Annotated in this window: 13 protein-coding genes; 2 read left to right on the top strand and 11 right to left on the bottom strand. The window is 41.4% G+C overall.

The window, feature by feature from the left end; all coding sequences use genetic code 11:
* On the bottom strand, nucleotides 1-918 hold the full coding sequence (locus tag RBB56_RS11650; protein WP_306719127.1) for a carbohydrate ABC transporter permease: 918 nt from the start codon (nucleotides 916-918) through the stop codon (nucleotides 1-3).
* A gap of 54 nt (nucleotides 919-972) precedes the next feature.
* On the bottom strand, nucleotides 973-2,298 hold the full coding sequence (locus RBB56_RS11645) for an ABC transporter substrate-binding protein (RefSeq protein WP_306719126.1): 1,326 nt from the start codon (nucleotides 2,296-2,298) through the stop codon (nucleotides 973-975).
* 207 nt (nucleotides 2,299-2,505) lie between these two features.
* Between RBB56_RS11645 and RBB56_RS11640 the strand changes: the two genes are divergently transcribed.
* Nucleotides 2,506-3,342 carry an AraC family transcriptional regulator gene (locus tag RBB56_RS11640; protein WP_306719125.1) on the top strand — a complete coding sequence of 279 codons (837 nt, stop codon included), beginning with the start codon at nucleotides 2,506-2,508 and terminating at the stop codon, nucleotides 3,340-3,342.
* A gap of 94 nt (nucleotides 3,343-3,436) precedes the next feature.
* Here the strand turns inward: RBB56_RS11640 and RBB56_RS11635 are convergent, their stop codons facing one another.
* From RBB56_RS11635 to RBB56_RS11605, 7 genes are all read right to left on the bottom strand, one after another.
* Nucleotides 3,437-4,324, bottom strand: coding sequence for a carbohydrate ABC transporter permease (locus RBB56_RS11635; protein ID WP_306719124.1), 888 nt, complete (start codon nucleotides 4,322-4,324; stop codon nucleotides 3,437-3,439).
* Nucleotide 4,325: 1 nt separating this feature from the next.
* A complete protein-coding gene (locus RBB56_RS11630; RefSeq protein WP_306719123.1) occupies nucleotides 4,326-5,222 on the bottom strand; it encodes a carbohydrate ABC transporter permease in 897 nt (298 codons plus the stop codon).
* A gap of 184 nt (nucleotides 5,223-5,406) precedes the next feature.
* The gene (locus RBB56_RS11625) at nucleotides 5,407-6,840 is read right to left on the bottom strand and encodes an ABC transporter substrate-binding protein (RefSeq protein WP_306719121.1); all 1,434 of its coding nucleotides are present in this window, start codon (nucleotides 6,838-6,840) and stop codon (nucleotides 5,407-5,409) included.
* A gap of 240 nt (nucleotides 6,841-7,080) precedes the next feature.
* Nucleotides 7,081-7,377, bottom strand: a complete 297-nt coding sequence (locus RBB56_RS11620) for a DUF6171 family protein (protein ID WP_306719120.1) — start codon at nucleotides 7,375-7,377, stop codon at nucleotides 7,081-7,083.
* Between the two features lie 63 nt (nucleotides 7,378-7,440).
* Nucleotides 7,441-8,949, bottom strand: coding sequence for an alpha-N-arabinofuranosidase (locus tag RBB56_RS11615; RefSeq protein ID WP_306719119.1), 1,509 nt, complete (start codon nucleotides 8,947-8,949; stop codon nucleotides 7,441-7,443).
* A 34-nt stretch (nucleotides 8,950-8,983) separates the two neighbouring features.
* Nucleotides 8,984-10,474 carry a glycoside hydrolase family 43 protein gene (locus tag RBB56_RS11610; protein WP_306719118.1) on the bottom strand — a complete coding sequence of 497 codons (1,491 nt, stop codon included), beginning with the start codon at nucleotides 10,472-10,474 and terminating at the stop codon, nucleotides 8,984-8,986.
* Nucleotides 10,464-11,426: a glycoside hydrolase family 43 protein gene (locus tag RBB56_RS11605; protein WP_306719117.1), complete on the bottom strand. Its 963-nt coding sequence runs from the start codon at nucleotides 11,424-11,426 to the stop codon at nucleotides 10,464-10,466. The genes RBB56_RS11610 and RBB56_RS11605 overlap by 11 nt, the downstream gene beginning before the upstream one ends.
* 296 nt (nucleotides 11,427-11,722) lie before the next feature.
* Here RBB56_RS11605 and arfA point away from each other — a divergent pair, with 296 nt between their 5' ends.
* Nucleotides 11,723-13,231: an arabinosylfuranosidase ArfA gene (gene arfA, locus RBB56_RS11600; protein ID WP_306719116.1), complete on the top strand. Its 1,509-nt coding sequence runs from the start codon at nucleotides 11,723-11,725 to the stop codon at nucleotides 13,229-13,231.
* Nucleotides 13,232-13,389: 158 nt separating this feature from the next.
* On the opposite strand, the gene RBB56_RS11595 is transcribed toward arfA, so the two are convergent.
* Both RBB56_RS11595 and treR read right to left on the bottom strand, forming a co-directional pair.
* Entirely contained in the window at nucleotides 13,390-14,364 is a 975-nt protein-coding gene (locus RBB56_RS11595; RefSeq protein ID WP_306719114.1) for an ArsR/SmtB family transcription factor, read from the bottom strand.
* 188 nt (nucleotides 14,365-14,552) lie between these two features.
* Nucleotides 14,553-15,278, bottom strand: a complete 726-nt coding sequence (treR, locus tag RBB56_RS11590) for a trehalose operon repressor (protein WP_306722140.1) — start codon at nucleotides 15,276-15,278, stop codon at nucleotides 14,553-14,555.
* Nucleotides 15,279-15,427: the final 149 nt, after the last annotated feature.

The following is a 15,427-nucleotide window of genomic DNA, read 5'->3' as shown; positions in this document are numbered from 1 at the left end:
CTACATGTAATTTACCCATTTCTTCTGCAGCTTCCCTTGTACTACTGTAATTAACATAATAATCAGCAGCAGGAGCATAACAATAGCAGATCCATATCCCTTATTCGAGTATTTAAAGGAATTATTATAGAATAAATAAACCAGCGATACTGTACTATCATAAGAAGGGTTTGTAACTCCAATCATCATATAAACCACATCAAATACTTGCATTGAGGTAATAATACTTGTAACAAGTACAAAGAATAATGTTGGTGACACTAACGGGAGCGTAATATGAAAAAACTGACGAATACCACTGGCTCCGTCAATATTAGATGCTTCATAATAATCCCTTGGAATCTCCTGCAGCCCTGCAAGAAGCAGAACCATGCTGTATCCTATCGTGCTCCAAATACCGATAATTGAAACAGATACCAACGCTATCTTAGGATTATCTATCCAATTAACAGTATCGATTCCCAATCTATTCAATAGGTAATTAATCAATCCGTATTGATTATTATACAACCATTTCCAAACCATAGTTACTGCTGCCGGCGCTGCTACCATAGGAATAAAATAAATTGTTCTGTATATTCCTTTTCCTCTCATTTTTCCATTCAGCGCTACGGCGAGAAGCAGAGCAATTACAATTGTTGCAGGAACAACAAGGCAAGTATATCCCAGCGTATTTCTCACGGCATACCATACTTGAGCATCCTGAAACATTTTTCTATAATTTTCTAATCCGATAAATATATTACCCTTCCCGAATGCTCCACTTTTAAAGAAACTGAGATAAAATGTTTCAAATATAGGAATGATATTCAATATAAGGAGTCCGGCAATGGTAGGAAATATCATCACCCATCCCCAGCACCATTCATTCCATGTCTTCCTTGAACTCTTTATTTTTGTTATTCTTTTGCTTCTCATTTATTCTTACCTCGACAAAGATGCGGCAGCATTGCTACTACCGCATCTATTTTTTTATTCTTCTGAAATAGCTTGATTCATCATTTCCGCAACTTTAATACATGCGTCTGCCGTATCTTCTTTTCCTGCATAAGCATCCTTCAACAATTCATAGGCCTTATCTTCCCAAACACTTGTCTGATTGGAGTAAGGGCGAATCTGCGCATAATCGACCATATCGATATAAGATTTGGCATTGAACATAGGATACGCATCGGTAAACATATCTGCTGTCCCGTTATATGCTGAGATAGCAACTCCAAGCTCTGCCTGGCGCTCCTGTCCTTCCTTGCTGCTTAAATATTCAACCCATTTCCATGCCTGATCCGGATATTGAGTCGTTGCAGCAATTGCATTTCCAAGTCCGTTGAAAATTGATGATTTGCCTCCCTCATTAGACATTGGCAATACCGCGCAGTCAAAGTTCTCTTTCATAAAGTCAGATGCCGCAAAACCGGAAAGATTCCATGAACCGAATAGCCCCATTGCACATAACCCGTTCTGAATTGCTTCCGCACGTGCCTGATCATCATAAATCTCAGGGGATAAGCCTTCCTTTACAAAGCTAAAATACTCTTCAATACCAGCAATGGTTGCTTCTTCATCGTATCCGGACTTCCTGTCTCCTGTAATGATCTCTCCGCCGTTTTGATATACAAAGTTATAATATCCTTCCTGATTATGCAGACCGGCGCAGAATCCATATTGACTTCCATCATCCTTCGTCAATTTCCTTGCAGCCTCTTTTAAGTCATCCCATGTCCATGTATCATCAGGATAACCAATTCCCGCCTCATCGAATAATGTCTTATTATACCAAAGGGCGATGGTATCATAATCTTTGGGTACTGCATACTGCTTACCATCGATATTATAAATTTCATTTAATCCTTCAGGATAATTCGCAAGATCAACGTTATCACTGCCCGCAATATAATCCCCTAAATCGAGCAACTGATCATTGGCGCCATAATAGTAAATATTGTTGGAATGCATCCAAAAGGTGTCCGGTAAAGAACCGCCTGTTCCCGCTGCCTCTAAGCCTGTCCAGTAATCACTCCATCCGCTTACCTGGATATCGATTTTAATATCAGGATTCTGTGCTTCGAATTCATCTGCCATAGTTCTGATTAAATTGGCCTGATTAGAATCCCAGCAAGCGTAGGATATCGTTACTGCATCTTTGGATGGAGTTTCTTTCGCAGCATCAACAGTTACTTCTGTCTTCACTTCTTCCTGCCCATTAGCAGTTGCCGCACTATCAGTCGTATTACCACATCCAGCCAGCGTCGCAGCAAGCATAGCCGTGCAGAGCAATGTACTTATGATTCTTTTTTTCATTTTACTTCCTCCCAGCAAAAATAATTTGTTTTGATGCTATTATTTAATCATGTATTTCTAGTATTATAAATGTCATGTTATGACTTCTATATGTCATTTTGTGACCTTTATATTAATCATCCTATTTACTAATGGAACATATCAAGTTACAATATGGACGTATTAATCACATTTTTACTTACTTTTTATAAGATACGGGGGATACCGATGAACGAAATAAGAACTTACGACGAATGTTACTTTTTGAATTATAATCAATGTAATGACTTACAGTTATATGAGATAGGAAAACAAAAATGCCCTCCTTCCTATTCTTTCGGCCCTATTATGAGAGGGCATTATATTTTCCATTATATTCTGAAAGGAAGCGGCACTTTATTTGTAAATGATAAGAGATATATCTTGTCTGCCCACCAAGGTTTCGTTATTCTTCCAAATACTCTCGCCTATTATGAAGCGAGTCAGACAGATCCCTGGGATTATGTTTGGGTACATTTAGACGGACCTAAGACAGTAGAATTCTTCCAACAATCAGGCATGTCCATTGAACAGCCATTATTTCTTCCAGCAGAACCTTTCAATGGAATAGCTTCTGTTATGCAGGAACTTTTGATAAACAACAATAGAGAACTATTCTGCATCGGCAAAATTTATGAGTTATTCGATCACATTATCCATCACTCTACGCATGCTATACATACGCAGCACAATACAAAATTAGCTTATATCAAGAAAATAATTAATTTTATCGATATCAAATACAGCGAACCCATACATATGAATGATATCGCTTATGCATGCGGACTCGACCGGAGCTATATGACAAGACTTTTTAAAGAAGCCACGGGAAGAACACCTCAAGATTATCTTATGTCATATCGCATGAAATCGGCTTGTATTATGCTGGAAAAAGATAGTATCTCCATCCAGAATATCGCTTATTCCGTAGGCTACAGCGATTATGCCACCTTTTCCAAAGCATTTAAGCGCTATATGAAATTATCTCCTAATGAGTATCGTATGAAATACCAAGAAAATATATGAGTTATACCAACAACGAAAAGCCGCTGTATCGGACTGTTTCCAGCCAATACAACGACTTTTCAGGTAATGGAGTGTTTTTATTGCTTTATAATAATTATCCTTTGACTGCTCCTGCTGTCATTCCGTCGATGAAATAACTCTGGAAGCAAAGGAATACAACAAACACCGGTATGATGCCGAACATGGAGCCGGCAATAAGGACATCATAGTTATTTCCATATGGTGTCAACAAGGTGTTAAGACCTATCGGAAGTGTGAACTTGTTAGCACTTCTATATACGAGCATCGGCCAGAGGATATTATTCCACGCTCCCATCGCGCAGAGAATGGACATTGCCGCAAAGGCCGGCTTCGTAATCGGAAGCATAATCTTGAAACAAATACCGTATTCAGTCGCCCCGTCTATACGTCCTGCATCCAGAAGCTCCTTCGGAAGACCAATCATATATTGGCGGAAGAAGAATATGGTAGAAGCACCGCATAATCCGGGCAGCACAACTCCGGCAGTCGTATCGATAAGTTTAAATGTAATCATTTCCTTATATAATGGGAGCATCAATATTTCGAAAGGCACCATCATCGTTGCGATTACCATGAAGAAGAGAATCCTTCTTAAAGGGAATTCATACATGGACAGCCCATATGCAACGAGATAACAAATAGCCAAAGTTCCCACAACAGATATTAAAGTAAGAACCATACTGTTCTTAAACCACATAAAATATTTCTGTGAGTCCACATTTCCACTGAATAAATAGATATAATTATTCAATGTCATAGTGGAGAAATCTAAGTCTATACTAAGCCCCTTTCGAATCAGCTCCTGACCGGGACGAAAAGAAGCGAGCAACCCGGCAAAAATAGGAAATACAATAACGAAGGAAAGCATTACAAACCAAGCTGTAGCAAAAAAGCTCAATATCTTATTCTTTTTACTCATACCCATTTTGTCATCTATGGAAGGGGATTTTGTATTTGCCATATTATTTTTCCTCCTTCTTAAATGTACCGCTTAGTATCAACTGAACAACATTAATGACAAGTGCAATTCCAAGAAGCACGAGTCCTACTGCACTTCCATAACCTAACTGGTTCTTAGCAATACCGCGTTTGTACAGGTATCCTACGATGGTAAGTCCTATGTTATTCGGTGAATCCGGACCTGCCCATAGCATATAACTTTCCATGAACATCGCCAATCCGGCATAAATACTAATCGTAAGTACATAAATTGTCGTAGGCTTCAAAAGCGGAATTGTAATATATGCAAACTTCTGAAATCCGGAAGCTCCGTCTATTTCCGCAGATTCGTATAAAGCTCCATCAATTCCCTTTAAACCGGATAAGAAATAGAGCATATTCACACCGGTCCATCTCCAGCAACAGACTAATACAAGAGCAAAAAGTCCGGTGGCTTTTACTTTCAGCCATTTAAAAGTACCGAGCCCCAAAATACTTGTAATCACATTCAACTGTCCTGTGCTGTACTCGGAGAACATCAAACGGAATAACGTACCTGAGATAACAACGGAAGTCAACGCCGGAAGATAAAGAAACGCCTTCCATACGCCCTTCGCTTTTACCAGACGGGAATCCATCAACACTGCAAATGCCATCGGAAAAGGTATCAATAAAACAATGGTCAATACCATATACTGAAAACTATTTAAGATGGCTTGATGAAAGGTAGTATCAATCATCAGCTTTTTATAATTTTTGAGCCCAATCCATTCGGTCCCGGTGGGGAGAATATCTTGGAAACTCATTGTAATCGTACTCATTAACGGATAAATCCAAAAGAAACAAAAGCTCAATATAAAAGGCAGAACAAATACATAAGGCGCCACTCTCTGAGAATATAAAAACTTCTTTACTTTCATGCGCAATCACACTCCTTACCTAACAACCCCATTAACTCGACTATTCCTATTATATAACTAAAGGGGATTGCCCAGGAAGCCACTTCCTAAGCAATCCCTCTTGTAATAACTATGCTTTTCCCATAGCCTGCAACCTTTGAGCCGCAGGCACAAAGCTGCGTGTAAAAATTTTATTTCCGCACTATTATTCCTCTAGGCTGATTACATCCTGTGCAGTCTGTAATGCTTCATCTACATCCATTTTATTTTCTAATACATCATTCAAAGTAACATTGCAGAGTTGCTCATTGATTGTCGGGCTGATAGCCACTACGCTAATCTTACCGATTTCGTCTTTTACTTCATTAAGTACGTCATAAGGATTGGTTCTGAAGAAATTAACGTATGCGTTGTTAGAATCATGCGTGATAGACTCATCTGTCCACATAGCGCTGTTGCAAACGTCGAATCCTAATACTTCCCAAATTCCCTTGGCACCTTCTTCGGAACATTTAGCAAAAGCGATAAAGTCTGCTGCTAAAGTAGGATCTGAAGACTGATTCGTTACAACAGTACCTGTACCGCCGATACCAACGGAACGAGGCTGACCTTCTTCGAATACCGGGCAGGGAGCCAAAGCCCATTTTCCTTCTTCTTCCGGCATGTAGTTAAGGAAACGGCTCATGAACCAAAGTGCCTTCGGGAAAGAAGCGATATTTCCGTCTAAGATATTCTGGAAGCCGGCTTCCAAGTCAACATGACCGTCAGGAGATACCATTGCGATACCGGAATCTAACCATCCCTGCTGCATTGTAAGCATGTTCTTTACAGATTCAAGCTGTACGTTTGAGGGACCCTCGAAACCGCCAGTCCAATCTTCACCATATTCTGCCATTGCAACCCACATCCAGTCAACGCCCGCCGTATCCACAGATGTCATTTTAACTTCACCATTGGAAGCTTCCAATAACTTTTCGCCGGCTGCAGTGTAATCATCCCATGTCTTAATCTGTGTATAATCGATACCATAAGACTCAAGCAATTCTGCATTGTAGTACATAACCGTCGCTCCGACGTGTGTAGGCGCACCATAATGTTTGCCGTCTGATCCTGCATATGTGTCGATACGAGATTGTACCAAATCTGCAGCATAAGGAGCCAATGCGTCATCGATAGGATATAACCAAGTATCCACACCTTTTACTACGTTAGGGAACTGCCCAACCTCTACGTCACAGAGATCCGGAGCACCCGTTCCTGCATTTAAAGAGGTTAATAATTTCGTATGCATATCCGGATAAGGATATGTTGTAAATGTAATTTCGATTGTTCTGTCTGGATTCTGCTCATTCCATTTCTCCAACATTCCTGCATAGAATGTATTGTGAAGTTCTACGAAAGACCACATCTCCATATGTGTACCGTTAGGATCTCCCGCTGTAGTAACTGCCTCCGGAGCCGCTTCACCTTCTGCAACTTCCCCTTCTTCCGTCGCTGCCGCTTCACCTTCTCCTGCTGTTTCCTCTGTGGAAGAACCCGCCGCCGGCGTCTCACCCGTAGCCGCACCGGAACCACAGCCTGTTAACAAGGACGCTGCCAATGCAACGCTTAAAATTGTAGCCAATAACTTTTTCTTCATTTCCCTACCTCCTTGATTTGATTGACTGGAACCGCTCATTTCAAATTGCACAAATAGTTAAATATTTTAGTAAAATACATATATTTACCATTAGTACCATTTGACAAATTAAGCACTTTGTATGCTTTTCTTTATTTTGCGGTTTTCTTATGTTCATATTGTACAATACGATAACATATATGTCAATATTAATTTAAATTATTTTAGAATTTACTATATAATTGAAATACTTTAATTTTTTCATGCATTTTCTGCCCTCCATTTTTCATATGGGCAGGCTTTCACGCGCATAGCGGCGCGCAGTTCCACATAACATCCACAGGCTCTGCACATGCCATCCATCAGAAGCTCACAGTGCTGGCAGACGGCTAGACGCCTTTCATAAACCAGCTGTTCCACCTTAATATCTTCTTCCAGATTCACAATATATTTATGAAGATTCTCAAAGTATTCCCGTTTGTCCATATCCCTTGTCAGACATTTTCTGCAAATACCTTTTCGCTCTATTTCCATAGCCACTTCCATGACAACCTCCATATTTTTCCATCCTCCATCTGCTTTGCCAGCTTCTCATGCTGTAACTGTTCAGTTACTTCATGTTTACCTTACGCGGAAGCTAACAACGCTACATGCAGGAGCGGTGAACTTAATCTTCCTATCTTCAACGACGAAATCGGTAAGTTCTTCCTCTTTTACCTTCTCCGGGTCTTCGAAGGTATTATGCGCACGCATCTCCTGTGTGAGCACAGATGCTTCGATCTCGGAAGGAGTCAGTTCTGCAAATGCCACTTCCACCGGTACATTTTCAGAAACAGACAGATTATTAATCGTAATATTCACATAACCTTCCTTATCAACAGATACTGATTCGCTCAAAAGAGGTACTTGATACTCCTCTCCCACACCAATGGTCTTATTCCCTTCCACGAAACTTTCAACAAGATCTGCATCCTGATGATGTTTATACATATGAAATACGTGATAGGTAGGAGTAAGAACCATCTTCTCTCCCTCCGTCAACACTACCGATTGAAGTACATTTATCATCTGTGCGATACATGCCATTTGCACCCTATCACAATGCTTGTTGAAAATATCCAATGTGACACCCGCTACTAACGCATCTCTCATTGTACTTTGCTGATAAAGGAATCCAGGATTCGTACCCGGCTCCACGCTGAACCAACATCCCCATTCATCTACAATCATTCCGATTTTCTTGTCCGGGTCATACTGATCCATAATAGCACCATGGCGCTCTACCAGTTCTTCCATGTATTTCGCCTTCGCCAAGGTCTTATACCACACCTTATCGTCAAACTCCGTGGCACTACCCTTAATCTCCCAGCCTTCCGGATGTACATAATAATGAAGAGACAGGCCATCCATATAGCCGTGGGCAAAATCCGGATGAGGGGGAGCGAAGCAAGTCTTAAGAACATCTTCTGTCCAGAAGTAATCTGCCACATTGGCACCGCCGCATATTTTCTTAATGGGCTTATCCGCATTGTACTGTCTTACATAAGTCTGGAAGCGGCGATAGAGATTCGCATAGTATTCCGGCGTCATACTGCCTCCGCATCCCCAGTTCTCGTTACCCACTCCGAAATAATCGACCTTCCAAGCCTTCTCACGTCCATTTTGCTTCCGCAAGTCTGCCATAGGAGATACTCCGTCAAAGGTCATATATTCCACCCATTCGCTCATCTCCTGAACGGTGCCGCTTCCCACATTGCCATTCACATAAGTCTTACATCCGAGCTGCTCACACAACTCAAAGAATTCATGAGTACCGAAGCTATTATCTTCCACTACGCCTCCCCAATGCGTATTGATCATCTTCTTCCTCGTCTCCTTCGGCCCAATACCGTCTTTCCAATGATATTCATCGGCAAAGCAGCCGCCCGGCCAGCGAAGAAGCGGAATCTGCATTTCTTTCAACGCATCGACTACGTCCTTGCGCATCCCATTCACATTTGGAATCTCAGAATCCTCTCCTACATACAGCCCCTCATAAATACATCTTCCGAGATGCTCCGCAAAATGCCCATAAATTTCAGCCTTAATGCGCCCCTTCTTATTTTTCTCATTGATAAATAACTTAGCCATTCTCCTTCTCCTTTCAAAGTTGTGTTTATCGTCATTATTCTATTGCTGCCAAGCCGCTGCCCCATACTGCCACACCTTCCTTCGACAAAACAGAAAATCCCATTACATACTTCTCTCCGAATTCGTCGTACTGTCTACTCAGAACACCATCATAGCGTTCCTCCCCAAGAGTAAGCTTCAGCTTATTTCCATCTGCAAGCTCCCAGCTTCCCGTATAGGCACCGCTCACTCTTCCATCGGAATAAAGTGTTATATCCACCGATTCTTTCATCTGAGTCGTAATCTGTCTGCCATGCTTGATCACCTTATAGATGCCTGCCACATCCTTCACTTCATATTCACCCTGTGTCTCACCTACATAACGATAAGGAGCGATGACCGGCCACCCTTCTTCATTGAAGAACATCTGATGCACGCGCACCTCATGACCCTCTCCCTTATTCTCGAAACGAGCATGGAAAATAATGAAATACTTACCACTTTCTTCATCATAAATAGTAGAGTTGTGACCGGGGGATAGGATACCATTTCTCTTTTCCCCTTTTTCTCCTTCATGCCACGTCCACTTATAATTACCTATCAGCTTTACACCATAGAGTTCCGCCGCCCTATCATCGAAAAAACTGCCGGCCGGACCCGCACATTCTATCATATCATTTTCCTGACTGTCATAATAAGGGCCATCAGGAGTCTTCGACCGGGCAACTCTTATGTTGTATGCCCCGTCAGAAGCCAATCCCCCATAGGATAAGAACATGTAATAATATTCCGTTTCAGGATTATACTGAATATATGCTCCCTCAATTCTTAGATGGTTTCCTCCCAGCAATTGCTTCCCATACCCGGCCTCCAATGGAAGACCCGTTGTCTTATCCAACTCCAAAATAAAGATTCCTCCGGAGTAAGAACCATATACCATCCATAACCGTCCCTCTGCATCATAAAACACGTGAGGATCTATTACGTTAGGCTGCCTTGTGGCATCATAGGTATCGCCTTCTTCACTTGGCTCGCCTACCATACCCGATTTCAGGAAAATCCCCAAATCTTTATAAGGGCCTTCTATATGATCAGAAACTGCCAATCCCATGCTGGAAAGCGGAGAACTGCCTTCGCAGGTACAATAATACATGTAAAATCTACCATCTTCAAGCTGTATCACATCCGGTGCCCAGAAGGTATTCGTCTTCGCCCACTCGAAAGCTTCCGGCATCTCATTCATAGCATCCGGTATGATAGGATTCCCCTTCGTCACTCCATTACCTATCATCGTCCAATCCATCAGATTATCACTCTTCGCTCCTGCCAGATGAGAACCGAAGATATAATAGGTTCCTTCATACTTTACTACTGATGGATCATGTACCGAGACATTTTTAAAAGAAATTGCCTCTTCCTTCTTCGATTGTAAAGGAATATTCTCGAAGTCATCCGCCGCCTTAGGTGCCTGTCCGCATCCCGCCATCACAGACACAAGCAAAGCAAGGGAAATAAACTGCTTTCTATACCTCATTCTATTCATCATAATTAAAAACCGGCCTTCCCTGCTCATCCCAGCGTATCTTCATAAGCATAGCGTGTCGATTAGGGTTATAAAGTGGGTTGCCTACGATTTCCCTCTCCGTTCTCGCATGGTACACGAGAATATCATTGCCTTCATCATCGGTGGTAAAGCTGTTGTGTCCCGGTCCATATATCCCTATTTCTTCCTTTGTCTGCAGCATAGGATATCTTTCCTTCTTCCAAGAAAGAGGGTCCAGCAGATCTGCATTCTCATCCGCCGTCAGCATGCCTATGCAGTAAGCAATTCCCGTCTCCGACGCGGAATAGGTCAGGAATACCTTACCATTCTTCTTAATAACTGCTGCACCTTCATTCACCCAGAACCCAACTCTTTCCCACTCATAATCCGGTGTGGTCAGAAGCACTTGCACCGTCTTTAACTTATAAGGCGTCTCCATTTCCGCAATATAAAGATTGGATATCTGCTTTCCTACTCCTACCTTCTCCGCCCACACATGGTAGTATCTTCCTTTATTTTCGAAAACAGTAGCATCTAAGGAAAAGGCTTCAAAGGAGAATTCATCTTTATCCGCTCTTCTCATTTTACCCTTTTCCACCCAAGTACCTGTCAGAGGGTCCGCATCTTTGCATTCAAGCACATAAGGACGGATATTCCACACCGCATCCTTCTCACCGCCTGCAAAGTAGAGATACCATGCTCCATTTATATAATGCAGCTCAGGAGCCCATATATGATAGCTCATAGGCCCTTCTTCGTGTTTGTGCCACACTTCTACATCTTCAGCATGGGCTAAATTCATCAGCGTATCCGCCCTACGCAAGACAATACCGTCATAGGCCGGTACGGATGCCGTAAAATAATAGGTTCCATCCTCATGTTTGTATACATAGGGATCAGCCCTCTGCAATATCCACGGCTTATTATAAATAGATTCTTTATCCCGTTTTCCCATTCTTTAGATTCCCTCTCTTATTTATTATATTTTAAATTATTTTATCTGTATCTAAATTATATTAAATTTATACATATAAATCAACCCATATTTTTATATTTTTCATAAATACTACACAAAATATTTTTTATTTTTTTGTATTTATTAAAATTAATTTACCATTACACCCCTTTTCCTATTTACTACAAATTATGAACATGTTATAATCACAGCAGGTCAGGCCCTGCTTAAAATAAACTAAAATAACACAAAACAATGCTCTATCAGCATTTATTTTTTAAAAGGAGGAGAAAATAATGGCAAAAGCAAAAATGATTATTGACAAAGATTTCAAAATTGCGGAAATCGACAAAAGAGTGTACGGTTCCTTCATCGAACATCTCGGACGCGCCGTTTATAACGGTATCTATCAACCCGGTCATGCGAGCGCTGACGAAGAAGGATTCCGCAAGGATGTACTGGAGCTCGTAAAGGATCTGGAAGTTCCCATCATTCGCTATCCGGGAGGCAACTTCGTATCCAACTTCTATTGGGAAGACAGCGTCGGACCTAAGGATCAACGAAAACCTCGCTTAGATCTCGCGTGGCGCACATTGGAAACGAACGAATTCGGCCTCGAAGAATTCGCAAGATGGTCTGAGAAAGCCGGCTCCGATATTATGATGGCGATCAATCTTGGGACACGCGGCATCTCCGATGCTTTGAACTTATTGGAGTATTGCAATCTGGACACCAATACCCATTACAGCAACCTCAGAAAAAGCCACGGTGCAGAGAAGCCATATAACATCAAGACATGGTGCCTCGGAAATGAAATGGACGGCCCTTGGCAGATGGGACACAAGACAGCATTGGAATACGGAAGACTGGCTGCCGAGACTGCAAAAGCTATGAAAACCATGGATGATTCTATCGAACTCGTTTCCTGCGGAAGCTCTAACGTGGAAATGCCTACTTTCCCCGAATGGGAAGCGGTATCTCTGGAAGAGACCTATGACTATGTCGATTATATATCTCTCCATAACTATTACGGCAATTCAGAGAACGATACCGAAGACTTCTTTGCTAAAACACAGGATTTGGAACGTTTTATTCATACAGTTATCGCTACTTGCGACTACATCAAAGCAAAGAAACGCAGCAATAAGACTTTGAATTTAAGTTTTGATGAATGGAATGTATGGTTCCATTCCATCGAAAGCGACAACGAAGAAATGAAAACCCGCCCGTGGCAAATCGCTCCCCACTTACTCGAAGATATCTACAGCTTTGAGGATGCGATTCTCGTCGGACTCATTCTTATTAGCTTCCTGAAGCACGCGGATCGTCTGAAAATGGCTTGTCTCGCACAACTTGTAAATGTAATTGCGCCGATTATGACGGAAAACGATGGCGGTGCATGGAAACAGAGCATCTACTATCCTTTCCTTCACGCATCCAAATACGGACGCGGCGTGGCACTTCGCAGTATCGTGAACTCTACAAAACACGACAGTAAGACACACGAAGATGTCACAGACATAGAATCTATCGCTGTGCACAACGAAGAAAAAGAGGAAGTGACTATTTTCGCAGTAAACCGCAGCGTGAAAGAGGACGCTATCTTCGAAGCAGATGTAAGATGTTTTGAAGGCTACCGTGTACTCGAATACATCGCTCTTGAAAATGACGATATGAAAGTAGCCAATTCCATTACCGGTGAAAAAGTTACCCCTCATAACAAGACCGACTACCAGTTAGAGAACGGCATCTTCACCACGACAATGAAGAAATGCTCCTGGAACGTAATCAGGTTCGGCAAATAACCAATAAACAACATAACTACAAAAACTCCCCCACAGCGATATGCTTCCTGTCTATCCGACAGAACAGCTCACGCTACGGGGGAGTCTTGTTATTATTTTATTAGTGTAACTTTCAGTACCTTCACAGTTACTCATTAGTTTACTAATTTATTAACTTATTAGTTTAGCATTTTATGGATTTCTTGTGCAGGTTCTTCTTTCAACACTTGCTGTTCATGATTGATCGGGCTGTAATTAATTCGTACAGAAATATCCTGATTGTAATTGCCGAAGCTTTTTCCGAAGATAGTAAGACCTCCCACATGCTTCGCTCCATCTTCCACCGCTAACTTCAACTTCATCGTGCTACGATAATCAAAAGCGAAGTCCTTCGTGGAAACATCCGATACTTGAAGCCCATCAATAAAGGTACCGTCTTTATTAATAACAAGAATCTTCAAAAGCCCATACTGATTCCAGTTCGGATACCACCAATCCGGAGTGAAGATACCCCTTACATTACCGAAGTCTCCAGGGCTGGTCCATGTAGCTACTTTTCTATCATTTAATATAAAAGAAACATCAGAAGGCCATACGTCATTTACTCCCGGCGCCTCTGAACCAATTTCCAAAGAAATAGTTATCTGGTCGATTTTCTGGTCGAAAGGAATAAAGTTAGGAATGACGTATTCCACATACCCCCTTGTAAACCAGAGAATATCCGCATTATACCTGTCCGGATGCGCAAAATAACGGGTATCATCCACTTCTCCGATAATAGTAGTATTGGATGCCAATCCACAAGTGGGAAATACCTTATAATCAGAAAAATGCCCAACCTTCAAGTCTGTCTGATATACATTCTTAAAGTCCTCCTGCGAATCCATATCAATTAATATTTTATCCAAATGCACGGAACATTTCTTCTGATTCCCATGTCCCCGCGATTCGCTCGTTACCGCAATCAGTCCACAGTCTTCCAGTTTCTTTATATGACTTGTCAACGCTCCGTTGGTAATATTCAACTTGCTCGCAAGCTCGTTCATGTTCATTCCATGATTCTCTAATAGAATTTTAATAATTTCTATCCGCACCTCCGAGCCTAATGCTTTGAAAATTTCCAATCCTTCATCTAACGTTTTAATATGCAGCATAATGCTCTCCATGTGTTTTATATTTTAGATTATAATAAAATAATCTAACTTTTATTATATCAGTTTAGAATAATTAGTCAATAAATACTGAAAAAGTAATACAAGTTCATGAATACAAGTCATACCTTGTCCGCAAGCGGCCACGGTATGTTTTTTTTCACACTCGCTTTGCTCGGCGCAGTATAATATTATACTTTCTTCCTGGTGGCAGTATCCTGGAAGCAGAAATAATCAGGTCTATGTCTCGATTGCGTATACTCGAACATCTCACCATCCGAATTATAGGTGTGGCTGCTTATCACCGCCAAACAATTAAAATCGTTTAAATTCAGATATTTCTCATCAATTTCTGTCACACGCTCTACTGTCATCGTTCTTTTACTCGTCACGATCGACATACCGAGCGTCTCTTCAATATAATCATAGATGGAATGAGCTGCAATCTCCTTCGTAAGTCCCGGAACCGCAGATTTCAGGAAAGTATTAATGTCAAAAATAAGCGCTTTCCCATCTAAATATCTCACACGCTGAATATAATATAACTCACAACCTATCGCGAATCCTGTCTTCGCATTGATACGTTTATCCGCCACAAACTCCGCAAACTGCACTACTTCAGTGGAATACTCGTATCCATTGCGAATTGCCGATTCCTTCAAGGATTCAATTCCCCCAATGGTAAAGGCTGTGGGCTGCACCTGCTGGTAGATAACGCGCACGCCGATTCCATGAATCGACTGTACATATCCTTCCTCCGCCAGCATAGCCAACGCTCTTCTCACCGTGTTTCTGGAACATCCATAAGTTTCCACCAACATATTCTCGGAGGGAAGGAATTGTTGAAACTCATATTTTTGAGCTTCTATCTTCAGCTTCAAATCTTTATATATCGTTTGAAATATAGCCTTTGGCATAAGTTTATCCCTCTCCTTTTCCTGGAAACGATTACAAAAGCTATTATAAATCATAACTGCAAGATGTCAAGAAATGCTTTGCTTATCGCCCTTCTCCTATTACTATATAATCAGCAGTTCTACAAAGTAGAGTATAAAATATAAAGAAA

The organism is Kineothrix sp. MB12-C1 (genome assembly GCF_030863805.1).
In the GTDB taxonomy this organism is placed as follows: Bacteria; Bacillota; Clostridia; order Lachnospirales; family Lachnospiraceae; genus Kineothrix.
Note: the sequence above shows the minus strand (reverse complement) of the source record. Positions and strands in the feature narration are given on the sequence as shown.